Below are 24,082 nucleotides of genomic sequence, written 5' to 3' on the forward strand. Positions count from 1 at the left end.
CCAAGTGGTTGACCGGTAGGCGGTGCGATGTCTGACGCCGCGCCCACCCCACCGACAGGTCCGCTGTCGCATATCGACGCCGCGGGGGCGGCTCACATGGTGGACGTCACCGGGAAGGATGCCACCAGACGTACCGCGATTGCCGCGGGCTCGCTGCGTACCTCAGCACAGGTGATGGAGCTGATCTCGGCGGGTGGTTTGCCGAAAGGTGACGCGCTGGCCACCGCACGGGTTGCGGGCATTCTGGCTGCCAAGCGCACCAGCGAGCTGATTCCGCTGTGTCATCAATTGGCGCTGACCGGGGTCGACGTCGATTTCACCATCGGCGCGAACGGCATCGAGATCACCGCGACGGTGCACAGCACCGATCGGACCGGTGTGGAGATGGAGGCGCTGACGGCGGTGAGCGTGGCCGCGTTGACGCTGTACGACATGGTTAAGGCGGTGGACCCGGCGGCGCAGATCGATGACGTCCGGGTGGTGCGCAAAGACGGCGGCCGCCACGGGACGTGGACGCGCTGATGGCAGGCCGATCTGCGACCGTGGTGATCGCCTCGACTCGCGCGGCGGCCGGGGTCTACGATGATCTATGCGGGCCGCTTATCACTGAATGGCTTGTGCAGCAAGGGTTTTCGTCGGTGCAATCGGTGCTGGTCGCGGATGGCGATTTGGTCGGCAAGGCGCTGCGGGATGCGGTTGCCGACGGTGTCGAGGTGGTGATCACCTCCGGGGGCACCGGCATCTCGCCGACCGATGACACACCCGCCCAGACCAGGGCCGTGCTCGACTTCGAGATTCCCGGGCTGGCCGATGAGATCCGGCGTTCCGGCTTACCGAAAGTGCCGACGTCAGTGCTGTCGCGGGGCATCTGCGGGGTGGCCGGTCGGACCCTGGTGGTGAATCTGCCCGGTTCACCCGGCGGAGTGCGCGACGGGCTCGGGGTGCTAGTCGGCGTGCTTGATCACGCATTGGATCAAATCGCCGGCAACGATCATTCGTAGCGGGACCGGCGTGCCTGGATCAGTCGAGCTGCCCACCAGATCACAAGCGCCCCAACGAGAGCGACGGCAAGGTTGCTCAGGAAGCCGGTGACGCCAACCGCGATCGCCAGCGCCCAATGCCAGGGCCCCCGAAGATCTTTCAGCAGTGTGATGTGCAGCAGGCCCGCGACCGTCAACAGCCCGGCCAGGATCGGAACCGGGAAACCGGCCAGCGCCGCGGTCAGGGTCGCTCCTATCCCAAGTGCAAGCGCAATCATCGTGCTGCCCAACATGATCGGGGCGCCGCCGCTACGGGCGCCGAAAGTGCGATGCGCCGTCATGCCCCCGGCGCCGTGGCACACCGGCATCCCGCTGATCGAGCCGGCGAACAAATTGGCCAGCCCGATGGTGGTTGCCAAGCGTCCCGGCCGCACCCGCTGGGCGGCGTCGCCGAAGTAGGTGCGGGCGGTGTCCGCAGTGGCCAGGCACGAGTTGGCGAACGACAACGGCACCTGCGGTAGCACCAAGGCGACTGCCGCAGCGGCGAACGCGGCCCGACTTAGATGCGGTATGTGCACCGCGGAAGGTCCGAACGTGACGGGGACGTGAAAGCTCAGCACCATTGCCACCACGGCAATCGCGAGCAGCACCAAGGTGATCTGCCGGCGTCGCAAGACCAGCGCGACGGCGATGACCAGCAGGGTCATCCCCCCTAGCCACCAAAGGGAGTGCCGGTGATCGGTGAACGCCTTCGGTGTCGTGGAGACCAGCCGCCAGGCAAGCTGGCAGAACAACAACCCGACCGAGAGCTGAATCCCCCGAATGATCGTCTGGGGGAACACTTTTGCGACCCAATCCAACACGCCCGTCGCGCCAAGGACCAGAAAGAGGATGCCCATCAGCACCGCGCCCGCCGCGATGTCGTCGACGCCGAACCCATGCGCGATCGCGATCGCGCCGAACGCCTTCAACGGTTGGACCGGCACTGGTAGTCGATAGATGAAGCCGGCCATCACGTACAGCAGGCCGGCCGGCAACAGCACCGCGGTCGGCATGAGACCGTTCTTCACGATCAAGGCCACCGCGATCGGGACCAGTACGCCCAGATCGCTTACCGCTCCGGCTAATTCCGCGCGATCGAACCGGAACGGGTTCGGGTTCGACTCGATCTGTGCTGGCACCGTGTCGACCATGCCAGCACTCTAATGCAGGGCCCTCACCCACGCGGTCTTCGAGTACGCAAGTCCCGCTCACAAGGCGTCCAGCTCACGTGTGAGAGTGATTTCACGGCCGCGACATCGTGGGACGCCGAGCGGCAACATCGCCTCTTTACGTTCACGTCGGAAGTATCCGAATCGCGAGGGAGAACGCGGTGGCGCGATCGCGCACGATCACAGGTTGGGACCCGGAGGACCGGGCGGCATGGCAGACGGGCGGACAAACCATCGCGCGGCGCAATTTAGCGTGGTCGGTCGCGGCGGAGCATGTGGGCTTCTCGGTGTGGTCGCTGTGGTCGGTGATGGTTCTGTTCATGCCGCAGTCGGTGTATGGGCTGACCGCCGGTGACAAGTTTTTGATTGCTGCCACCGCAACGTTGGTCGGCTCGGCACTGCGGTTGCCCTACACCATGGCGACCGCACGCTTCGGCGGCCGCAACTGGACCGTGTTCTCCGCCTGCGTGCTCGTCGTGCCGGTGGTTGCGACGATCCTCGTTCTCGCCGAACCGGGTCGGCCATTGTGGTTCTACCTGGTCTGTGCGACGCTGTGCGGCCTCGGCGGTGGCAACTTCGCGTCATCGATGACCAACATCAATGCGTTCTTCCCGCAGCGTCTCAAAGGTGTGGCCCTGGGCGTCAACGCGGGCGGCGGAAATATCGGCGTGCCGGCCGTGCAGTTGGTCGGCCTGTTAGTCATCGCCACCGCGGGCAATCGGCAGCCGTATTGGGTATGCGCGTTCTACCTCGTGATGCTGATCATCGCCGCGGTCGGGGCGGCCCGCTACATGGACAACCTCGACGCGGTGTCGGTCGACCTGGGCGCGATGCGTGCCGCGTTGCGCAGCCGGCATACCTGGCTGGTCAGCCTGCTCTACATCGGCACCTTTGGTTCATTCATCGGGTTCTCGTTCGCTTTCGGCCAGGTGCTGCAAATATCGTTCGCCGCCAGCGGGCAGAGCGCAGCGCAGGCGTCGCTTCACGCCGCTGAAATCGCGTTCATCGGGCCGCTACTCGGTTCTGTCGCAAGGATTTACGGCGGCCGCATTGCCGACCGAGTCGGCGGAGGCACGGTGACATTGTGGGCGTTCGTCGGCATGATCGGCGCCGATGGGGTGCTGGCAATCACCGCAACTCTGGCCGGCCGTCGAACCACGACAACGACCATGGTGGCGTACGTGATCGGTTTCGTGGTCCTGTTCCTACTCAGCGGGATCGGAAATGGCGCGGTGTACAAGATGATCCCGTCGATCTTTCATGCGGCGTCTCGCGCACTGGAGGCCGACGAGGAGGCCCGGGCCAACTACTCCCGCTCGATGTCTGGTGCGGTGATCGGTATTACCGGCGCGATCGGTGGCCTCGGCGGCGTGGCGATCAACCTGGCGCTGCGCAGCAGCTACCTCGTGGACGGCACCGCGACCATCGCATTTTGGGACTTCGCGGTGTTCTATGCGCTAGCCGTGCTGGTCACCATGCGTTTCTACGTGCGGCTTCCATCCCGCGGCCTCGCCGATCGGCCCGTGTTGGCCACCGCCCGCTGACGCCCATGGCGCCGCGAAAGGGGTCCGCCGAGCGTGCGGTCTGCGGGATAAACCAGGCCGTTCATTCGCGGATCACGCACGCTCGGCGAAGCTTGACACGGCCTTCAGACCACCGCCTTGATGTTGTCCGATGCGATCTCACCGGCCAGCGGCGCGATCGCATCAAGGATGTCGGTGATGGTGTCCGGGTGCAGTCCGGCCGCGCACAGCGAGTCCGCCAAATGCGCTGCCGCCATGGCGAAGTGATGCATTGTGATGCCGCGGCCTTCGTGCACCTGCCGCATCGGCATGCCGGTGTAGGACCGTGGCCCGCCGAGCAAAGCCGAGAGGAACTCGACCTGCCTGGCTTTTACGCACCTTATGTCCGAGCCGGCGTAGAAGCCGGCCAGGTGGTCGTCGTCAAGCACACGGCAGTAGAAGTCCTCGACCACGACTTCGAGGGCGTCTTGACCGCCGATCTTCTCGTAGAGCGAGGCCGTTCCCGGTTTGCGAAACCGGGTGAGTATTCCCATGCCCAATAGCGGACCATCGGACCGTTGCCCGACAGTTAGAACGCCATCACCACGGGATTACCCGGCGTAACAACCGGATTGCCGAAGAAGCGCCTTAACTTCGCAGCGGTGTAGCAGACTCGTGGCGAAGCCAGCGGAAATACCACCGGGAGCGTGGAAGCTATGAATCTGGGTGATCTGACCGGTCTGGTCGAGAAACCGTTCGCCGCAGTGTCCAATCTCGTCAACACCCCAAACTCCGCCGGCCGCTATCGACCTTTCTACCTGCGCAATCTGCTCGACGCGGTGCAGGGGCGCACTCTGCACGATGCCGTCGACGGCACCATCACCCTCATCACGGGCGGATCGTCGGGTATCGGCGAAGCCGCTGCGAAGAAGATCGCAGAAGCCGGCGGCGAGGTGGTCCTGGTCGCGCGGACCCGGGAAAACCTGGAAAAGGTTGCCGACGAAATCCGCAGCAGTGGCGGCACCGCGCATGTCTACCCATGCGATCTCTCCGACATGGACGCCATCGCCGCGATGGCCGATCAGGTGCTGGCCGATCTCGGCGGCGTCGACATGCTGATCAACAACGCCGGACGATCGATACGGCGCTCGCTGGCGCTGTCCTACGACCGGATTCACGACTACCAGCGCACCATGCAGTTGAACTACCTCGGCGCGGTACAGCTCATCCTCAAATTCATTCCCGGTATGCGCGAACGCGGCTTCGGGCAGATCATCAACGTGTCCTCGGTGGGTGTGCAGACCCGCGCGCCGCGGTTCGGTGCCTACATCGCCAGCAAGGCGGCGCTGGACAGCCTGTGCGACGCGCTACAGGCCGAGGTGGTCGGCGACGACATCAAGTTCACCACCGTGCATATGGCGCTGGTCAGGACTCCGATGATCAGCCCCACCAAGATGTACGACAAATTCCCGGCGCTGACACCGGACCAGGCCGCCGGGGTGATCACCGACGCGATCGTGCAGCGACCACGTCGCGCCAGCTCGCCGTTCGGGCAATTCGCGGCTCTGGCCGACGCCGTCAACCCGTCGGTGATGGACCGGGTGCGCAACCGGGCGTTCACCATGTTCGAAGACTCGTCGGCGGCTAAAGGTGACGAATCTGACAGCAGCACAACACAATTCGACGGCCGAAGCGAAACATTCGTGCGGGCCACCCGCGGAATCCACTGGTGAGGGAACCATGAGTCTTCCGAAACCGAACAACCAGGCAGCCGTCGTCATCACCGGCGCTTCCTCCGGCATCGGCACCGAACTGGCCAAAGGGCTGGCCCGGCGCGGCTACCCACTGGTGCTCGTCGCTCGCCGCAAGGAACGCATGGACGAGCTTGCCGACGAACTGCGCAACCAGTACTCGGTCGGAGCCGAGGTGCAGGCGCTCGACCTGTCCGATGCCAGGGCACGCCAACAACTCTCCGAGCGGCTGCGCACCGAGCCGATCGCCGGGTTGTGCAACAGCGCCGGCTTCGGCACCAGCGGTGTCTTCCAGACTCTGCCGGTCGAGCGCGAAAGCGAGGAGGTCGTCCTCAACTCGCTGACGCTGATGGAGCTGACCCATGCCGCGCTGCCCGGCATGGTCGAACGGGGCGCCGGCGCGGTGCTCAACATCGCCTCGATTGCGGGATTCCAGCCGATGCCGTACATGGCCGTGTATTCGGCGACCAAAGCGTTCGTGCAGACCTTCTCGGAGGCTGTCCACGAGGAACTGAACGGCACAGGTGTGTCGGTCACCGTGTTGTGCCCCGGCCCGGTGCCGACTGAATGGGGTGAGATCGCCAACGCCGAGCGGTTCAGCATTCCCATCGCGCAGGTGTCACCGCACGATGTCGCCGAACAGGCCATCGCCGGCATGGTCGACGGAAAGCGCAGTGTGGTACCCGGGATCGTGCCGAAGGCCGTCAGTATCGGCGGCAGGCATATGCCGCGCACCCTGCTGCTGCCCGCCCTGCGCCTCGGCAACCGCTTGCGCGGCGGACCCAGTCGCTGATGGCCGCTGTCGACGTGACGGCCGATGTGCCGATGAGCCCACAGGACATGTGGGATCACGTCGCCGACCTGTCCGATCTCGGCGACTGGCTGGTGATGCACGAGGCGTGGCGCAGTGAGCTTCCGGAGGAATTGAGCGAAGGAACCCAGATCGTGGGCGTGGCACGCGCCAAGGGGCTTCGCAATCGCGTGACGTGGACGGTCACCACCTGGGACCCGCCGCACCGGGTCGCATTGTCGGGTTCCGGCAAGGGCGGGGCGAAATACACCGTGACGCTGAGCGTCGCGCCAACGAAACAGGGTTCGAACTTGGGCGTGCGTCTCGAGCTGGGCGGCCGCGCCCTGTTCGGTCCGGTGGGTGCGGCGGCGGCACGCGCCGTCAAAGGCGATGTCGAGAAGTCGCTGAAGCAGTTCATCGAGCTGTACGGATAGCGGCGCGGACGGGCGCGCTACGTCCGAAGGCCCCAAAGATCGACGAACGGCGGTAACCTGGCCGGATGTCGTGGGGGGCTCGAGGAGCCACTATGTCCGAAGCCAGGGGTTCCTTCGGCTGGATCGGCGTGGTGGTGCAGCGGTGGCCATGGGCCGTCATCGGTTTCTGGATTGCGCTCGCTGCAGTGCTGTCGATGACGTTTCCATCGCTGACCGAGATGGCCGCCAAGCGCCCGGTCGCTATTCTGCCGCCCTACGCCCCGGTGCTGCAGACGACACGACAGATCTCCGAGGCTTATCACCAGTCCGGCTCCGAGAACGAAAACGTCCTGCTGGTGGTCCTGACCGATGACAACGGGCTGAATCCCTCCGACCTCACTACGTATCGCACCCTGGCCGACAAGCTGCGGCCGGACACTCGCGACATCGTGATGTTGCAGGATTTCGTCCGGACGCCGGCCCTGCGCGAGGCGGTGACGAGCAAGGATCACAAAGCCTGGTATCTGCCAATGGTGCTCTCGGGCTGGGTGGGCACGCCAGAGCTGCATGCGGCGTACGGCCGGGTCGCCAACATCGTCAAACAAGCCGTCGCCGGGACCACGCTGACGGCAAACCTGACCGGCCCCGCGGCTACCGGCGACGACATGATGTTCATTGGTATTCGCGACATGCATGCGATCGAGGCGGCCGTCGTGTTGATGGTCCTGATCATCCTGTTTGTGATTTACCGGAATCTAGTCACGATGATGTTGCCGCTGATCACGATCGGCGTGTCGGTGGGGGTTGCGCAGTCCATTGTGGCCGGAGTTGCCGAACTGGGTTTGGGCGTTTCCAGCCAGACGATCACCTTGATGACGACGATGATGGCGGGCGCCGGCGTCGATTACGCCGTGTTTTTGATCAGCCGATACCACGACTATTTGCGGCAGGGCATGCCTTCTGACGAAGCCGTCGTGAAGGCGTTGACGTCGATCGGCAAAGTCATCGCGGGGTCGGCGGCCACGGTGTCGGTCACATTTCTGGGCATGGTCTTCACCCAACTAGGCTCCTTCAGGAACGTCGGTCCGGCGTTGGCGATTTCCATCGCGTTGGCGTTTCTGGCTGCCGTGACCTTCCTTCCGGCCCTGATGGTTCTCGTCGGAAGGCGGGGCTGGATCAAGCCGCGCCGTGACCTCTCCACCCGCTTCTGGCGGCGTTCGGGAATACGCATCGTGCGCCGGCCGGTGGCCCATCTGGTCGGCAGCATGACCGTGTTGGTGATTCTGGCCGGCTGCGTGATGTTTGTCCGCTTCAACTATGACGACAGCAAAACACTCCCGCAAACCGTCGAGAGCGCTGTCGGATATGCCACGCTTGGCCGGCATTTTCCGTTGAACGCGACCATTCCCGAGTATCTGGTCGTCCAGTCATCACAAGACTTGCGCAAGCCGGCTGCCCTGGTCGATCTGAAGCAGATGGAACAGCGGGTGGGCCAACTGCCCGACATCGCGGCGATCCACGGCGCCCCGGTGGCCACGGCGAACTCGACCGACAAAAAGTCGACCGACAAAAAGTCGACCACTGCCGACGCGCACCATGACAAGGCCGACAACGCCGACAAGAGCGATAAGGCCGACAAGACAGATAAGGCCGCCGATTCGATCGAAGGCGCCGAAGGATTCCCTAACGTGGCCTCGCTCCTTTACTCCGTTGCCAGCACCGGGGCCGTAACCGCCGACTTCGACCTACCGCCCGAACTGGCCGCCCTGGCACCTCCGGCCGCCCCCACCAAAGAAGTCGACGACACCGCCATGTTCGTCAGCACCGTGCGTGCGCTCGGCTTCGCGATGTCCCTCGATGTTGCCGAGATCGCCAACACCGTCAACGCCTCGCCGGTGACGGTCTTGGACGTGGTCGCGATCACCACGCGCGACGGTGGAGCACTCAAGAAGATGTCCGATTTCGCCGAGCGGCTGGAAACCTTTCCTGACGCGAACACCATCGAGTCGGCGTCGAGAAATGTGCGCCAAATACTGGACGACACCAGCAATGACCTGCGGGTAGTTAACAACGACGATTCCGGTAAGAAGCAGCGCACGGCAGAAACGCAGCACGATGCCCACAATTACGCCGACGCGATTCAGCAGATGATTGACGGCGTAAAGGATTTGATCAAGCAAACCGATAACACCGGGGGAGGGTTGAACAGCGCGCTGACGGCTTTCATTTCACCCGATGGACACACGGCGCGCTACCTGGTGCAAACCAAGCTCTATCCGTTCGGCACCGATGCGATGGATCAGATTCGTGTCATCACCGATGCCGCTCGGGGGCCGCACCCGGATGCCATGTTCAAGCAGGCCTCGATTTCGGCATCGGGAGTCACCGCGATGCTCCGCGACACGCGTGCCTATTACGCCAAAGACATCAGCCTCATCGTCGTGATGACCATTCTGATCGTGTTCGTGATTTTGGTCGCACTCCTGCGCGCCGTCGTCGCGCCGCTGTATCTCATTGGGTCAGTGGTGATCTCGTACCTATCGGCATTCGGTGTCGGTGTCATCGTCTTCCAGTTCATCCTCGGCCAGAAGCTGACGTGGAGCATTCCCGGACTGACGTTTATCGTGCTGGTCGCAATGGGCGCGGACTACAACTTGTTGCTGATCTCGCGGCTTCGGGAAGAGTCGCCACACGGGATACGCTCCGGCGTCCTCAACACGGTGCGGTCGACGGGTGGCGTGATCACCGCGGCGGGGGTCATCTTCGCCGCCTCGATGTTCGGCATGATGTTCGCCAGTATCAGCACCTTGGTGCAGGCGGGTTTCATCATCGGGACCGGGTTGCTGCTGGACACCTTCCTGGTGCGCACCATCACCGTGCCTGCCATCGCCGTGCTTGTCGGCAAGTGGAACTGGTGGCCGTCCAAGCCGCCGCCGCCCACGCCGCATGAGCGGCTTCCGAAGCCGGCCTCACCACCAGCGCCCGAAGCGCCGAACGGCACGGCCGCGGTCCATGGCAATGGCGCGTACGGCAGGCACGCCCGCAGCGATCCCGACACCGTCGCGTTGCGCTCGTGAGTCGGTGCAACCGCACGACACACTCGGCGACACGCCGGGTAAGCGTCGGTGTGCGGCCATAGACTGGCGTCCCTATGAGTCAGTCGTTCGTGCACCTGCATAACCACACCGAGTACTCGATGTTGGATGGTGCCGCGAAGGTCGCGCCGATGCTCGCCGAGGCGCAGCGGCTGGAGATGCCCGCGATCGGGATGACCGACCACGGCAACATGTTCGGCGCCAGCGAGTTCTACAACGGGGCCACCGCTGCGGGTATCAAACCGATCATCGGCATCGAGGCCTACGTCGCGCCGGCTTCCCGGTTCGAGACCAAACGCATTCTGTGGGGTGATCCGGGGCAGAAGAGCGACGACGTGTCCGGCGGCGGCTCCTACACCCACATGACGATGGTCGCCGAGAACGCCGCCGGGCTGCGCAATCTGTTCAAGCTTTCGTCGCTGGCCTCCTTCGAGGGCCAGCTGGGCAAATGGTCGCGAATGGACGCCGAGCTGATCGCCGAGCACGCCAACGGCATCATCGCCACCACCGGCTGTCCGTCCGGGGAGGTGCAGACCCGGCTGCGGCTAGGTCATCACCGCGAAGCGCTGGAATCCGCCGCCAAGTGGCGCGAGATCTTCGGACCCGAGAACTACTTCCTGGAGCTGATGGACCACGGGCTGTCCATCGAGCGCCGGGTGCGCGACGGGCTGCTGGAAATCGGTCGCGCGCTGAACATTCCGCCGCTGGCCACCAACGACTGCCACTACGTCACCCGCGACGCCGCGCATAACCACGAGGCGCTGCTGTGTGTGCAGACCGGCAAGACGCTCACGGACCCGACCCGGTTCAAGTTCGACGGCGACGGCTACTACCTGAAGTCGGCCGCCGAGATGCGGCAGATCTGGGACGGAGAGGTCGATGGGGCCTGCGATTCCACTCTGCTGATCGCCGAGCGGGTCAGCTCGTACGCCGACGTGTGGGCACCCCGCGACCGGATGCCGATCTTTCCGGTGCCCGACGGCCACGACCAGGCGTCCTGGCTGCGCCACGAGGTCGAGGCCGGCCTGCAGCGCCGTTTCCCCGATGGGGCACCCGACGGTTACACCCAGCGGACCGCGTACGAGATCGAAGTCATCTGCGACAAGGGTTTTCCGTCCTATTTCCTGATCGTCGCCGACCTGATCAATTACGCCCGCTCGGTCGATATCCGGGTGGGCCCGGGCCGTGGCTCGGCGGCCGGTTCGCTGGTGGCCTACTCGCTGGGCATCACCGACATCGACCCGATCCAGCACGGGTTGCTATTCGAGCGGTTCCTCAATCCCGAGCGTGCGTCGATGCCGGATATCGACATCGACTTCGACGACCGTCGCCGCGGCGAAATGGTGCGCTACGCGGCCGAAAAATGGGGGCAGGATCGCGTTGCGCAGGTCATCACCTTCGGCACGATCAAAACCAAAGCGGCGCTGAAGGATTCCGCACGGATCCACTACGGGCAGCCCGGCTTTGCGATCGCCGACCGGATCACCAAGGCGCTGCCGCCGGCGATCATGGCCAAAGACATTCCGTTGTCGGGCATCACCGACCCCAACCACGAACGCTACAAAGAGGCCGCCGAAATCCGCGGGCTGATCGACACCGATCCTGATGTGCGCACGATTTACCAGACCGCCCGTGGACTGGAAGGCCTGATCCGCAACGCCGGCGTGCACGCCTGCGCGGTGATCATGAGCAGCGAGCCGTTGACCGAGGTCATCCCGTTGTGGAAGCGGCCGCAGGATGGCGCGATCATCACCGGCTGGGACTATCCGTCGTGCGAGGCGATCGGCCTGCTGAAGATGGACTTCCTCGGGCTGCGCAACCTGACGATCATCGGCGACGCGCTGGAGAACATCAAGGCCAACAGGGGAATTGACCTCGATCTGGAGTCTTTGGCCCTCGACGACACGGCGACCTACGAGCTGCTGGGCCGCGGCGAGACGCTCGGAGTGTTCCAGCTCGACGGCGGGCCGATGCGCGACCTGCTGCGCCGCATGCAGCCCACCGGCTTCGAAGACATCGTCGCCGTCCTTGCGCTCTACCGGCCCGGTCCGATGGGCATGAATGCCCACAACGATTACGCCGACCGCAAGAACAATCGGCAGGCGATCAAACCGATCCACCCCGAACTCGAGGAACCGCTACGGGAGATCCTCGCCGAGACTTACGGCCTGATCGTGTATCAGGAGCAGATCATGCGCATCGCGCAGAAGGTGGCCGGCTACTCGCTGGCTCGAGCCGACATTCTGCGTAAGGCGATGGGTAAGAAGAAACGCGAGGTGCTGGAGAAGGAGTTCGAGGGCTTCTCAGAAGGCATGCAGGGCAACGGCTTCTCAGCCAAGGCGATCAAAGCGCTGTGGGATACCATCCTGCCGTTCGCGGACTACGCGTTCAACAAGTCGCACGCCGCCGGGTACGGCCTGGTGTCGTACTGGACGGCCTACCTCAAGGCCAACTATCCCGCCGAGTACATGGCCGGGCTGCTCACCTCGGTCGGCGACGACAAGGACAAAGCCGCGGTCTATCTGGCCGATTGCCGCAAGCTGGGCATCACCGTGCTGCCGCCGGACGTGAATGAATCCGGGCTAAACTTCGCCTCGGTCGGCGCCGATATCCGTTACGGGCTGGGTGCGATCCGCAACGTCGGGGCCAATGTGGTTGCCTCGCTGATCAATACCCGTACCGAGAAGGGGAAGTTCACCGATTTCTCCGACTATCTCGGCAAGGTCGATATCGCGGCGTGCAACAAGAAAGTCACCGAATCGCTGATCAAGGCCGGCGCATTCGATTCGTTGAAGCACCCGCGCAAGGGGCTGTTCCTGGTGCACACCGACGCAGTCGACTCGGTGCTGGGCACCAAGAAAGCCGAGGCGATGGGGCAGTTCGACCTGTTCGGTGGCGACCCGAATGACGGCGGAGCGGGCGCCGACGCGGTCTTTACCATCAGGGTCCCCGACGAGGAGTGGGACGACAAGCACAAACTCGCGCTGGAGCGCGAGATGCTGGGCCTCTACGTGTCCGGGCATCCGCTCAACGGAGTCGCGCATCTGCTGGCGACCCAGGTCGACACCGCCATCCCGGCGATCCTCGACGGCGATGTCGCCAATGAGACCATGGTGAAGGTCGGCGGCATCCTGGCCTCGGTGAACCGCCGGGTAAATAAGAACGGAATGCCCTGGGCATCAGCACAATTGGAAGACCTCACCGGTGGCATCGAAGTGATGTTCTTCCCGCACACCTACTCCGCGTTCGGCGCGGAGGTCGCCGATGACACGGTGGTGCTAGTGACAGCCAAAGTCGCTATCAGGGATGACCGGATTTCGTTGATCGCCAACGACCTTGTGGTGCCGGACTTCAGTAATGCGCAGGTGAATCGGCCGCTGGCGGTCAGCTTGCCGACGCGGCAGTGCACCATCGACAAGGTCAGCGCGCTCAAGCAAGTGCTGGCTCAACACCCGGGCACGTCGCAGGTGCACCTGCGGCTGCTCAGCGGCGACCGGACTACCACCCTCGAGTTGGACGCGTCACTGCGGGTGACGTTGTCCCCAGCGCTGATGGGCGATCTCAAGGCGCTGCTTGGTCCGGGCTGTCTGGGCGGTTAGGCGGACAACCGAAGCGCGGCTCGTGCTGGGTGTGTGGGAGCACCCCGCGCTGCCTTTTGGAGTTTCAGAAGTGGTAGCGCAGGATCCGTGCCGTGCGGGCACCGGACTTGGTCATCCCCATCAGCCGGGTCGCCACCCGGGGAACCATCGGGTACAGGTCGATCTCGGGCGCATGCGACAGGCTGGTCTCCTCGACCAGTCGCAGCCGTGGAGTCCAGCTCTCCGGTACGTGGGCGTCGTTGAAACCCCGGTAATTCCACTGGGTTCCGACCGCGCTGAAGACCACCTTCATCGCCGCGATGTTGAGGCGACTGACGCGGCCGTAGTCGTTTATCGCTATCTCGCCCGACCGGAAATGCTCGGGTATGTGGCGAAACAGGTTGACGATCACCCGCTCCGAGATGAACGCCAGCAGACCGTCGGCGATCAGCATGGTGGGCCGGTCGGGCGGAATGTTGTCGGTCCAGGCATCGTCGGCCAGCGACGCCGCCACCGAATGCGCGTGGTCGTCGGCGGGCACCAACTCGTCGCGCAGCGCGATGACGTTGGGCAGATCGATGCTGTACCAGTCGACCGTCGTCGGGGGCGCCACCCGCTGCATGGCCGTGCCCAGGCCCGCGCCGAGGTCGACGATGACGGCGCCTGGGTGTTCTGCGATGAACTGGCGGGCCCGGTCGTCGAGCATCTTCGCGCGCAGCGCAGTCTGGCGTATCGCGCTCGATGGCACTCCCAAACTGTCGAAGTCGTAGTCGATCTTGGCGACGATCTCCGCGGCCAGGGTGTCGCCGAGTATCGGCCTGGGCCAACGGCTGTCGACCGCACGGGCGTACTGGGTGACAAACGCGGTCTGCTCGACAGGCGTCAAGTCGCTGATCGCAATTCCCATACCGGCAAGGTACTCCGGGACTAGCCTCGGCTGGGTGACCGAATCGAAAACCCAGCCACCGACCACATTGTGCGAGGCATTCCAACGGACCGCGGCGATCGATCCGGATGCGGTCGCGCTGCGTACACCGGGCGGTGGCCAGGCGATGACTTGGCGGGAGTACGCGGACGACGTGCGCCGGGTGGCAGCCGGGCTGCACGGGCTGGGGGTCCGCCGCGGCGACACGGTCTCGCTGATGATGGCCAACCGCATCGAGTTCTATCCGCTGGAAGTGGGCGCCCAGCACGTCGGCGCCACCTCGTTCTCGGTGTACAACACGCTGGCCCCCGAGCAGCTGACCTATGTCTTCGACAATGCCGGCACCACAGTGGTGATCTGCGAGCAGCAGTACGTCGACCGGATCCGGGCCAGCGGCGCGACACTCGAGCACATCATCTGCATCGACGGCGCCCCGGACGGCACCCTGTCGCTGGATGATCTGTACGCGGCCGCGACGGACGACTTCGATTTCGAGGCGACCTGGCGGGCGGTGCGCGCCGAGGACGTGATCACTTTGATCTACACCTCCGGGACGACGGGTAATCCCAAGGGCGTCGAGATGACGCACGCCCATCTGCTGTTCGAGGCCCAAGCCCTCGACGCCGTTCTGGGAGTTCGGTTCGGCGACCGCGTGACGTCCTTCCTGCCGTCGGCGCACATCGCCGACCGCACGATGGCGCTGTACAACAACGAGGTGTTCGGTGCGCAGATCACCGTGGTCCCCGATGCCCGTGAGATCGCCGCCGCGTTGGCCGACGTGCACCCGAACACCTGGGGTGCTGTCCCGCGAGTATGGGAAAAGCTCAAGGCCGCAATTGAATTCGCGACAGCGCACGAGCCGGATGAGACTAAACACCAAGCTCTGCAGTGGTCGATGTCGGTCGCGGCCAAAAAGGCGGCCGCGTTGGTCGCCGGGGAGACGCTCTCCGACGAGGTAACTGCGGAATGGGCTCAAGCCGACGAACTGGTGTTCTCGAAGCTGCGTGCCAAGCTCGGATTCGACGAGTTGCGCTGGGCGGTCTCCGGCGCGGCGCCGATCCCGCGGGAGACCCTGGCATTCTTCGCCGGCATCGGGATCGATATCGCCGAGGTGTGGGGTATGTCGGAGCTGAGTTGCGTTGCCAGCGTGACACATCCGGCCGATGCGCGGCTAGGCTCGGTGGGCAAGCTGCTGCCCGGGCTGGAGTCCAAGATCGCCGAGGACGGCGAGTACCTGGTGCGCGGACCGCTGGTGATGAAGGGCTACCGCGGCGAGCCGGCCAAGACGGCGGAGGCCATCGACCCCGACGGCTGGCTGCACACCGGCGACATTCTGGAGGTCGACGCCGACGGTTACCTGCGGATCGTCGACCGCAAGAAAGAGCTGATCATCAACGAAGCCGGAAAGAACATGTCACCGGCGAACATTGAGACCACGATCCTGGCGGCCTGCCCGATGGTCGGCGCAATGCTGACAGTCGGCGACGGTCGTCCCTACAACACCGCATTGCTGGTGTTCGACGCCGACTCGGTCGGCCCGATCGCGGCCGACCTCGGACTCGACGATGCCTCGCCGGAGGCCCTGGCGGCCCACCCGCAGATGCTGGAGAAGATCTCGGCGGGCGTGGCTGCGGGCAACGCCAGACTGTCGAGGGTCGAGCAGATCAAGCGTTTCCGCGTGCTACCCGCGTTGTGGGAGCCTGGCGGCGAAGAGATCACGCTCACGATGAAACTCAAACGCCGCCCGATCATGGCGAAGTACGCCGCCGAGATCAAGGGGCTGTATGCGAAAGAACCGGGCCCGGATGTTCACGAGCCCGCCCGCGCAGAGACGACGCAGGGGGTTTGACCTCAGCTGGCCTTGCGGCGAGCGCGCTGGGCCAGCATGGCAGTCGCCAACCCGCTTCGCCGCACATCTTCGCCTACTAGTGCAGAGTCCGGTTGTTTCAACGCATTCCGGAACTTGTTCTCCGAAGCCGTTTCTGGTGCGTCATCGCAGGTGGCGGAGAGATACCGAGTGGGCAGCGCCAATTTGCAGATGGTGCGCACGGTGAGTAGGTATTGACGTAGGAATGAGTCTGTGGTGTAAGGCAAGTCGTAGGTGACGCACAACGCGCGGACCCGCTCGGAGATCTCGGGCAGGCGATTGCTGGGCAAATCGGGAAACAGGTGATGTTCGATCTGGTAGCAGAGGTTTCCGCTCATGAATGCCAGTACCGGACCGGCCCGGAAGTTCGCGGTGCCCAGCATCTGTCGCAGATACCATTGCGGCTTCGTCTCGTCGTCCAATACCGAGGCGGTGAATTTCTCCGCGCCGTCGGCGAAGTGTCCGCAGACGATGACGATGTAGGCCCACCCATTGCGAAGCCCATTGGCCACCACGGTGGCTCCGAGTGTGCGGCGCCACCGCCTGAGGCTCAAGGCAGGGAAGAGCACATAATCTTTGACGGCTTGCCGGACCATCTTGCGGACCATCGTCTTGGTGTGGGCAGACTTGGCCTCGTCGGTGTCCTCGCGTTCCTGCACCGAATACAGGCCGTGCATGGCAACGCCCCATTCGAACAGCGCCGCCAGCAGCACCGCTCGTAGTGGCTGGAAAAGGTTGCTCGGCCGCCACTCCTGGTCGCGGGTGACCCGCAGAACGCCGAAGCCGAGGTCGTGGTCCACATCGACAACGTTGGTGAAGACATGGTGACGGTGGTTGTGCGAGGACATCCAGTGCGCGGAGGGACCGACCATGTCCCATTCCCACGTCGCGGAGTGGATTTCCGGATCGTTCATCCAATCCCACTGACCGTGGGTGATGTTGTGGGCCAGTTCCATGTTTTCGATGCACTTGGCAACGGCCAACCCGACGGTGCCGCAGATCCAGCCAAACCTGGTCTTGCTGCCAAGAATGGTCAGCCTCGCCGCGACCTCGAGGCATCGCTGAATAGCGATCGCGCGCCGGATGTATTCCATGTCCTTGGTGCCGCGGGACTGCTCGATGTCGCAGCGAATCGTGTCCAACTCGGCCGCGAGCGCGGCGACATCCGCGTCACTCAGATGGGCGTATTCAGGTACCTCGGCGATTGCCATAGAGGCTTATCGGTGACGGGCAGCGTTGGGGTATGGCCCGATTCGCGCGAGGGCGCGCAACGACCAGCTGGACGGTTCGAGCATTTGCTTGAATACCTGCTTTATCGGCTCTGCGCCGTCCGGTTGACCGTGGATTGTCGATGTCGCTCGCAGACTCTACACGGGAAGCATTACTGCAGGGTCTCCGCGCGATCTCGATGCACTGCGCGGCCGGGTTTAAGGTGAGGTATGCCACTCGAAGGTGAATATGCACCATCCCCCTGGGACTGGTCTCGCGAGCAAGCCGACAAGTACGCCGAGTCCGGCGGAGCCGATGCCGCCGACATGAAGGGCAAGCCGATCATCCTGCTGACCACCGTCGGCGCCAAGACCGGCAAGCTCCGCAAAACCCCGCTGATGCGCGTCGAACACGACGGGGAGTATGCCGTGGTCGCATCGCTGGGCGGCGCCCCGAAAAACCCCGTTTGGTACTACAACATCGCCAAGAATCCGCGGGTGGAACTGCAGGACGGCGCCGTCACGCGCGACTACGACGCGCGCGAGGTTTTCGGAGACGAGAAGGCCTTGTGGTGGGAGCGGGCAGTGCAGGCCTGGCCGGACTACGCCGACTATCAGACCAAGACTGACCGGCAAATTCCGGTCTTTGTGCTCACCCCTGTGCACTGAACGCGCAGCGTGGTGGCACCATTGACCGGTGTCCGCCGAACTGAGCCAGAGCCCGAGCACCGGCGGTAGTGGGCCGCTGCCGTCCTTTTCAGCGGCCGATGTCGACAGTGCGGCGAAGCGAATCGCGGGGGTGGTCACGCCCACGCCCCTTCAGCTGTCCGATCGGTTGTCCGCGACAACCGGGGCGAACGTGTACCTCAAGCGTGAAGACCTGCAGACGGTGCGCTCCTACAAGCTGCGTGGCGCCTACAACCTGCTCGTCCAGCTGTCTGCCGAGGAGATCGCCGCCGGTGTGGTGTGCTCATCGGCGGGCAATCATGCCCAGGGCTTCGCCTACGCCTGCCGGACCCTTGGTGTTCGCGGTCGCGTTTACGTTCCGGCCAAGACGCCGAAGCAGAAGCGTGATCGCATCCGCTACCACGGCGGGGAGTTCATCGAGCTGATTGTGGGCGGATCGACCTACGATCTGGCGGCCGAGGCCGCGCTCGCCGACGTGGCGCGCACCGGAGCGACGCTGGTTCCACCGTTCGACGACCCGCGCACCATCGCCGGCCAGGGCACGATCGCGGTCGAAATACTCAGCCAGCTCGAGGACGAGCCGGACCTGGTCGTGGTCCCGGTCGGCGGCGGCGGGTGCATCGCCGGCATCACCACGTACCTTGCCGAGCGGACGAGCAACACCGCCGTGCTCGGTATCGAGCCGGCAGGAGCGGCGGCGATGATGGCCGCACTGGCCAGCGGGGGCCCGGTGACTCTCGATCACGTCGACCAGTTCGTCGACGGCGCCGCTGTCAGCCGGGCCGGCAAACTGACCTACGCCGCCCTGGCCGCCGCCGGCGACATGGTGTCGATCACCGCCGTCGACGAGGGGGCGGTGTGCACCGCGATGCTGGACCTGTATCAGCACGAGGGCATCATCGCCGAGCCGGCGGGTGCACTGGCGGTGGCCGGCTTGCTGGATGCCAACGTCGAGCCTGGCTCCACCGTGGTGTGCCTGGTGTCCGGTGGCAACAACGATGTGTCGCGGTACGGGGAGATACTCGAGCGGTCGCTGGTCCACCTCGGTCTCAAGCACTACTTCCTGGTCGACTTCCCGCAGGAGCCCGGCGCGCTGCGGCGCTTCCTGGACGGCGTGCTCGGACCGAACGACGACATCACGTTGTTCGAGTACGTCAAGCGCAACAACCGGGAGACTGGCGAGGCTCTAGTCGGTATCGAGTTAGGCTCAGCCGCCGGCCTGGACGGCTTGCTGGAACGCATGCGGGCCACCGAGATGCAGATCGAAGCCATCGAGCCGGGCTCGCCGGCGTATCGCTATCTGTTGTAGGCGCAGACGTTTCCGGTGTCGCTCAGCGGATGGCTTCGACGGCCCTTTTCGCCTCGGCCAGATCGGCGCCGGTGATCCTGCGGTACTCCTTGATCGCGGCGATCAAGTTGCCGGCGCGGGCCAGTTCGACCACGGCGGCCGGCATCCCGGATGCGTTGGCCGATGCGAAGGGCACGTAGCTGTCGGGAAACAGTGCCTGGAGCTGCTTTTCGATGTAATCGAGACGGGCTCTGGCGCCGTAGTCGATTTCACTCACACGCGAAAGCTACCCGATCGACGTCGGCTAGCCCAGTACTGCGATCGATTCATCGTTGGCGCGAAAGATCGGTTCCAGCGGCACGGCGAACCGGGCGGCCATATCGGTCAGCGCCTTCGACCAGACAAGCTCGGTGGTCGAGATCGGTCCGCGTCCGGGCCCGGAGAGCAGTAAAGGCACTGTGGTGCTCGGCTCCAGGTCGTCGAGCAGGGTCCGCAATGACGACATCAGGTTCCAGACGATCGGGCCCCGGGGACGGGGGCGGATCGCCACCCGGCTGATTTTCTGGGCAAAGCACCGGTCTGGCCCGATCAGACCGAACCACAGCAACCGCGTCCCAAAACCCAACGGCCCCATCAGCGCGCGCCATCGCTCACGCAGATCTTCGGCCGAATGCACCGGATCGCATGCGGTGTGGATGGGTGGGATCGGCAACAGCTCGGGTTGGCTCATCCGCGCATCATCAGCGGCGTGCAGCGGTGCCGGTAGTCAGTTATCCACAGCGCGCAGGATCGCGAACGAGTGCGGCGCCAACTCGGTACCCTCGCCGCCGATGGCGGGGGAGTCCGAGCCGAGCACCAGTTCGCCGGTGCACGGGACGGTCACCGGCTCGGCGCCCAGATTGCAGGCCACCGTCAATCGACCACGGCGCAAGGTGATCCAGCGAGCCTCTTCGTCGTAGTCGACGATCAGATGCTCGAGCCACGAATCTGCTAAGTCGGTTTCACTGCGCCGCAACGCAATCAGCTCCTGATACACCCGGAACAACTTCGCATGCTCGTCGACGTCGAGCTCAGACCAATCCAGTTTCGAGCGCTGGAAGGTCCGCGGATCCTGGGGGTCGGGGATCTCCTCGGCGTCCCATCCGTGACCGGCGAACTCTTTTTTGCGGCCTTCGGCGGTGGCGCGGGCCAGTTCGGGTTCCGGATGGGAGCTGAAGAACTGAAACGGAGTTGATGCCCCCCATTCTTCGCCCATGAAAAGCATTGCGGTGTAGGGAGAACCGAGCACCAGCGCGGCTTTGACGGCTAGCTGACCGTAAGTCAGATTTTGCGACGGCCGGTCGCCCTGCGCGCGGTTGCCGACCTGATCGTGTGTGCACGTGTAGGCCAGCAGCCTAGTTGCCGGAATTGCCGCGGTGTCCAACGGCCGGCCGTGCCGGCGGTGCCGAAACGAGGAGTAGGTAGCCGCGTGGAAGAATCCGTGGCGTAACGTCTTTGCCAAGCCGGCCAGCGACCCGAAGTCGGCGTAGTAGCCCTGACGCTCACCGGACACCGCGGTGTGGATGGCATGGTGGATGTCGTCGTCCCATTGCGCGGTCATCCCGTGGCCGTGATCAGAGCGCGGGGTGATCATGCGCGGATCGTTGAGGTCGCTCTCGGCGAGCAGTGACAACGGTCTGCCCAACTGCTCGGCGAGAGCGTCGGTTTCGGTGGCCAGTTCCTCGAGGATGTGGATCGCGGTGGTGTCGAAGAGCGCATGCACTGCGTCCAGGCGTAGACCGTCGGCGTGGAAGTCGCGCATCCAGCGCAGCGCGCAGTCGATGATGTAGCGGCGTACCTCATCGGATCCGTCGTCGGCGATGTTGATGCCTTCACCCCACGGGTTACTCGCCGACGACAAGTAGGGCCCGAACCGTGGAAGGTAATTACCCGACGGGCCGAGGTGATTGAACACCGCGTCGATCAGCACTCCCAGGCCACGCTGATGGCACGCGTCGACGAAGCGGACCAGCGCGTCGGGCCCGCCGTAGGGCTCGTGCACCGCGTACCACAGCACGCCGTCGTAGCCCCAGCCATGCGTGCCGGAAAACGCGTTGACCGGCATCACTTCGACGAAATCGACGCCGAGACCGACCAGATAGTCGAGCTTTTCGATCGCCGAATCGAAGGTGCCGGCCGCGGTGAACGTGCCGATGTGCAGCTCGTAGATCACCGCGCCGTGCACTGATCGGCCCGCCCAGCCGTCGTCGGACCACGCCCGTGGCGCCGGTTCCCACAACTGTGAGCGGTCGTGCACCCCGTCGGGTTGACGTGGCGAGCGCGGGTCGGGCAGCCGCGTCGGATCGTCGTCGAGTAGATATCCGTAGCGCGCATCTGCGGGTGCGTCGACGGCAGCCCGCCACCAGCCGCCGGGATCGCGCGTCATGGAAAACTCCGCCCCGTCGACGTCGAGTCGCACCCGATCCGGTTTCGGTGCCCACACGGCGAAGTCACGCATCGGTGCGCTCCATGAGGGCCACCGGTAATTCGGCAAACAACTCTGCGGCCGGCGTCGTCCCGCTGACCACCGCACCGGTAAGCGCATTGCTCCACGAGCCATCCGGCAGCGTGAGAACAGTATCGCCCCAACCGGTCTGCTCGAGCTGCACCGTCCAGCGGGTGGCCGCAACCAGCACATCGTCACCACGCTGGAACGCCACCACGTGGTCAGCGCCGGTTCCGGCGGCGAGCACCGGACGGTAGCCGCCCCGCAGGAACGTGCCAGGACGGGATCGACGCAACTGCAGGGCCGCTTTGACCACCCGAATTTTCTTGTGCTGCAGCGACTTCAATGCTTGTCGCCGCGCGGTGTAGTCAACCGGGCGTCGGTTATCGGGGTCGACCAGGCTGTCATCCCACAACTCGGTGCCCTGGTAGATGTCGGGGATCCCGGGCGATGTCAGCGCCAGCAACTTCTGGCCGAGCGCGTCGTTCTCGGCATGCGATTGCAGCCGGGCCACCAGATTGGTCAGTTCGCGCGCGATCGGGCCGTCAAGTACGGCGTCGAGCCAGCGATGCACCGAGTCTTCGAAATCGGCAACCGGGTCGTGCCAGGAGGTATGCCAGGCCGCTTCACGGATCGCCTTTTCGCTGTAGGCGTGCAACCGCTCGCGCAGCTCGTCGGTGACCACGCCGTCCGCCGGCCAGACACCGAAGATGTTCTGCCACAGAAACAGTCCGGTCGCAGGGTCAGGGGATGGGGTGCTGATCTCCCAACGGGCGACCAACTCGGCCCACAGCGATGGCACCTGCGATAGCACGCCGATGCGGGCCCGGACGTCTTCGCCGCGTTTGGTGTCGTGGGTGGACAGCGTCGTCATCGCCTGCGGCCACAGCTGGGCCCGGGTCGCCGCCCGTTGATGGAATTCGGCAAGACCGACGCCGAAGTCGCGGGGATCGCCGCCGACCTCGTTCAGCGACACCAGTCGGGCGTCGCGATAGAAAAGGCAATCCTCGACGGCCTTGGCGGTCACCGCCCCGCACAACTGCTGCAGACGCACCGCCGGTTCGCCTCCGTCGGAGGCCGCCGCCGCGATCAGCTGCAGCGGAACGTCCAATTCCGGAGCAGCAGAGCAGGTTACCGCCAACGCGACAGGCAGCACCGCCGCCAGTCCGAGATAGTCGCTGCGATAGACGTCGATATGGGTCAGCAGGGCTGCCACTGCCGCGGGCAGTAACGGATGGTCGGCTCCGGCGGCAGCGACGATGCATCGCCGCAGTCGGCCCAGCTCACTGGCCAGTGTCTCGGTTGCCGCCACGGTCTTGAGGTCGGCCAGCATGGCGTCCATCTGGCCGTAGTCGACACCGGCGGATTCCAGCAGGCCCGTCAATGCCTGTGCTCCTTGGGGATCGACGAACACACCGCCGATCTCCCTGAGCGCGTCGTATCCGGTGGTACCGGCGATGGGCAGGGTCGGTTCCAGCGCCTCGTCGACGGCGAGGATCTTTTCGATCACGATCCACGCGTCAGGCCCTACCTGCTCGCGCAGCCCGCGAAGATACTTCGACGGGTCCGCCAAGCCGTCCGGATGGTCGATGCGCAACCCGTCGACGAGTCCTTCGGCGAACCACCGCGCTACCTCGGTGTGACTGGTGTCGAACACGGTCCGGTCTTCTTGGCGCAGGCCGGCCAGCGACGTGATCGAGAAGAAGCGCCGATACCCGCACAGTCCGTTGCGCCAGCCGATCAGCCGATAATGCTGACGGTCATGCACGTCAGGACCGCTGCCGTGCGCGGTGCCCGGCGCGATCGGCAGGACCAGGTCGCCGAGCCGCAACAGGTCGCCGTCCACCGTGAGGTCGGCGGAGTCATCGTCAGAACCGAGCAGCGGCAGCATAATCCGGCCGTCACCGAGCTCCCAGTCGATGTCGAAGAACGACGCGTAGGCCGACGATCGACCGTGCCGCAGCACATCCCACCACCACGAGTTCTGCTCGGGTCTGTCCACCCCGACGTGATTGGGCACGATGTCGACGACCAAGCCCAGGCCCCGAGCCCGCGCCGCCGCTGACAGCCGCGCCAAACCCGGCGCCCCGCCGAGTTCGGCCGACACCGTCGTCGGGTCGGTGACGTCGTAGCCGTGCCCCGACCCGCTGACCGCGGTGAGGATCGGCGACAGATACAGATGCGACACCCCGAGATCGTGGAGATAGTCGAGGAGATTCTCCGCGTCGGCCAAGGTGAACCCGAAGCCGCTCGAGGCACCCCGAAGCTGCAGCCGGTAGGTGGACAGTACCGGAAATGCCAT

General features: G+C 64.7%; 19 protein-coding genes. 11 read left to right on the forward strand and 8 right to left on the reverse strand.

The window, feature by feature from the left end:
- The first annotated feature begins 27 nt into the window (after positions 1–27).
- A complete protein-coding gene (gene moaC, locus WAO18_RS10145; RefSeq protein WP_422206045.1) occupies positions 28–522 on the forward strand; it encodes a cyclic pyranopterin monophosphate synthase MoaC in 495 nt (164 codons plus the stop codon).
- A complete protein-coding gene (locus WAO18_RS10150) occupies positions 522–1,001 on the forward strand; it encodes a MogA/MoaB family molybdenum cofactor biosynthesis protein (RefSeq protein WP_422206047.1) in 480 nt (159 codons plus the stop codon). The genes moaC and WAO18_RS10150 overlap by 1 nt, the downstream gene beginning before the upstream one ends.
- On the opposite strand, the gene WAO18_RS10155 is transcribed toward WAO18_RS10150, so the two are convergent.
- Positions 992–2,173 carry a putative sulfate/molybdate transporter gene (locus tag WAO18_RS10155; protein ID WP_422206049.1) on the reverse strand — a complete coding sequence of 394 codons (1,182 nt, stop codon included), beginning with the start codon at positions 2,171–2,173 and terminating at the stop codon, positions 992–994. The genes WAO18_RS10150 and WAO18_RS10155 overlap by 10 nt on opposite strands.
- Before the next feature lie 179 nt (positions 2,174–2,352).
- On the opposite strand from WAO18_RS10155, the gene WAO18_RS10160 reads away from it, so the two are divergent.
- On the forward strand, positions 2,353–3,735 hold the full coding sequence (locus WAO18_RS10160; protein ID WP_422206051.1) for a nitrate/nitrite transporter: 1,383 nt from the start codon (positions 2,353–2,355) through the stop codon (positions 3,733–3,735).
- Positions 3,736–3,839: 104 nt separating this feature from the next.
- Here the strand turns inward: WAO18_RS10160 and WAO18_RS10165 are convergent, their stop codons facing one another.
- Positions 3,840–4,247, reverse strand: a complete 408-nt coding sequence (locus WAO18_RS10165) for a group I truncated hemoglobin (protein ID WP_422206053.1) — start codon at positions 4,245–4,247, stop codon at positions 3,840–3,842.
- Positions 4,248–4,409: 162 nt separating this feature from the next.
- Here WAO18_RS10165 and WAO18_RS10170 point away from each other — a divergent pair, with 162 nt between their 5' ends.
- The 5 genes from WAO18_RS10170 (at position 4,410) to dnaE (ending at position 13,341) form a co-directional block, all read left to right on the forward strand.
- Positions 4,410–5,426 (forward strand): SDR family NAD(P)-dependent oxidoreductase, encoded by a 1,017-nt coding sequence (locus WAO18_RS10170; protein ID WP_422206054.1) that lies wholly within the window; start codon positions 4,410–4,412, stop codon positions 5,424–5,426.
- Positions 5,427–5,433: 7 nt separating this feature from the next.
- Positions 5,434–6,237: an SDR family NAD(P)-dependent oxidoreductase gene (locus WAO18_RS10175; protein WP_422206056.1), complete on the forward strand. Its 804-nt coding sequence runs from the start codon at positions 5,434–5,436 to the stop codon at positions 6,235–6,237.
- Complete coding sequence (locus tag WAO18_RS10180) at positions 6,237–6,668, forward strand: type II toxin-antitoxin system Rv0910 family toxin (protein ID WP_422206058.1); 432 nt, start codon at positions 6,237–6,239, stop codon at positions 6,666–6,668. Before WAO18_RS10175 ends, WAO18_RS10180 begins: the two co-directional genes overlap by 1 nt.
- Before the next feature lie 92 nt (positions 6,669–6,760).
- A complete protein-coding gene (locus WAO18_RS10185) occupies positions 6,761–9,724 on the forward strand; it encodes an RND family transporter (protein ID WP_422206060.1) in 2,964 nt (987 codons plus the stop codon).
- Positions 9,725–9,798: 74 nt separating this feature from the next.
- Positions 9,799–13,341, forward strand: a complete 3,543-nt coding sequence (gene dnaE / locus WAO18_RS10190) for a DNA polymerase III subunit alpha (RefSeq protein WP_422206062.1) — start codon at positions 9,799–9,801, stop codon at positions 13,339–13,341.
- Between the two features lie 64 nt (positions 13,342–13,405).
- Here the strand turns inward: dnaE and WAO18_RS10195 are convergent, their stop codons facing one another.
- Positions 13,406–14,227 (reverse strand): class I SAM-dependent methyltransferase, encoded by an 822-nt coding sequence (locus tag WAO18_RS10195; protein WP_422206064.1) that lies wholly within the window; start codon positions 14,225–14,227, stop codon positions 13,406–13,408.
- 34 nt (positions 14,228–14,261) lie between these two features.
- Between WAO18_RS10195 and fadD11 the strand changes: the two genes are divergently transcribed.
- Entirely contained in the window at positions 14,262–16,094 is a 1,833-nt protein-coding gene (gene fadD11 / locus WAO18_RS10200; RefSeq protein ID WP_422206066.1) for a fatty acid--CoA ligase FadD11, read from the forward strand.
- A 2-nt stretch (positions 16,095–16,096) separates the two neighbouring features.
- Here the strand turns inward: fadD11 and WAO18_RS10205 are convergent, their stop codons facing one another.
- Entirely contained in the window at positions 16,097–17,323 is a 1,227-nt protein-coding gene (locus tag WAO18_RS10205) for a fatty acid desaturase family protein (RefSeq protein WP_422206067.1), read from the reverse strand.
- Between the two features lie 228 nt (positions 17,324–17,551).
- Here WAO18_RS10205 and WAO18_RS10210 point away from each other — a divergent pair, with 228 nt between their 5' ends.
- Together WAO18_RS10210 and ilvA are read left to right on the forward strand one after the other, a co-directional pair.
- Positions 17,552–17,989 carry a nitroreductase family deazaflavin-dependent oxidoreductase gene (locus WAO18_RS10210; RefSeq protein WP_422206069.1) on the forward strand — a complete coding sequence of 146 codons (438 nt, stop codon included), beginning with the start codon at positions 17,552–17,554 and terminating at the stop codon, positions 17,987–17,989.
- 28 nt (positions 17,990–18,017) lie between these two features.
- A complete protein-coding gene (gene ilvA / locus WAO18_RS10215) occupies positions 18,018–19,316 on the forward strand; it encodes a threonine ammonia-lyase (protein WP_422206071.1) in 1,299 nt (432 codons plus the stop codon).
- A 22-nt stretch (positions 19,317–19,338) separates the two neighbouring features.
- Here ilvA and WAO18_RS10220 read toward each other — a convergent pair whose 3' ends face one another.
- Genes WAO18_RS10220 through treY form a run of 4 tightly spaced genes read right to left on the reverse strand, consistent with a single transcriptional unit; the run spans position 19,339 to position 24,082 of the window.
- Positions 19,339–19,572, reverse strand: a complete 234-nt coding sequence (locus WAO18_RS10220; RefSeq protein ID WP_422206073.1) for a hypothetical protein — start codon at positions 19,570–19,572, stop codon at positions 19,339–19,341.
- A gap of 27 nt (positions 19,573–19,599) precedes the next feature.
- A complete protein-coding gene (locus tag WAO18_RS10225; protein ID WP_422206075.1) occupies positions 19,600–20,025 on the reverse strand; it encodes a hypothetical protein in 426 nt (141 codons plus the stop codon).
- A gap of 36 nt (positions 20,026–20,061) precedes the next feature.
- On the reverse strand, positions 20,062–21,792 hold the full coding sequence (gene treZ / locus WAO18_RS10230; RefSeq protein WP_422206076.1) for a malto-oligosyltrehalose trehalohydrolase: 1,731 nt from the start codon (positions 21,790–21,792) through the stop codon (positions 20,062–20,064).
- On the reverse strand, positions 21,785–24,082 hold the full coding sequence (treY, locus tag WAO18_RS10235) for a malto-oligosyltrehalose synthase (RefSeq protein WP_422206078.1): 2,298 nt from the start codon (positions 24,080–24,082) through the stop codon (positions 21,785–21,787). Before treY ends, treZ begins: the two co-directional genes overlap by 8 nt.

Origin of the sequence: Mycobacterium sp. (assembly GCF_049278535.1) — a bacterium.
Lineage (GTDB): Bacteria > Actinomycetota > Actinomycetes > Mycobacteriales > Mycobacteriaceae > Mycobacterium.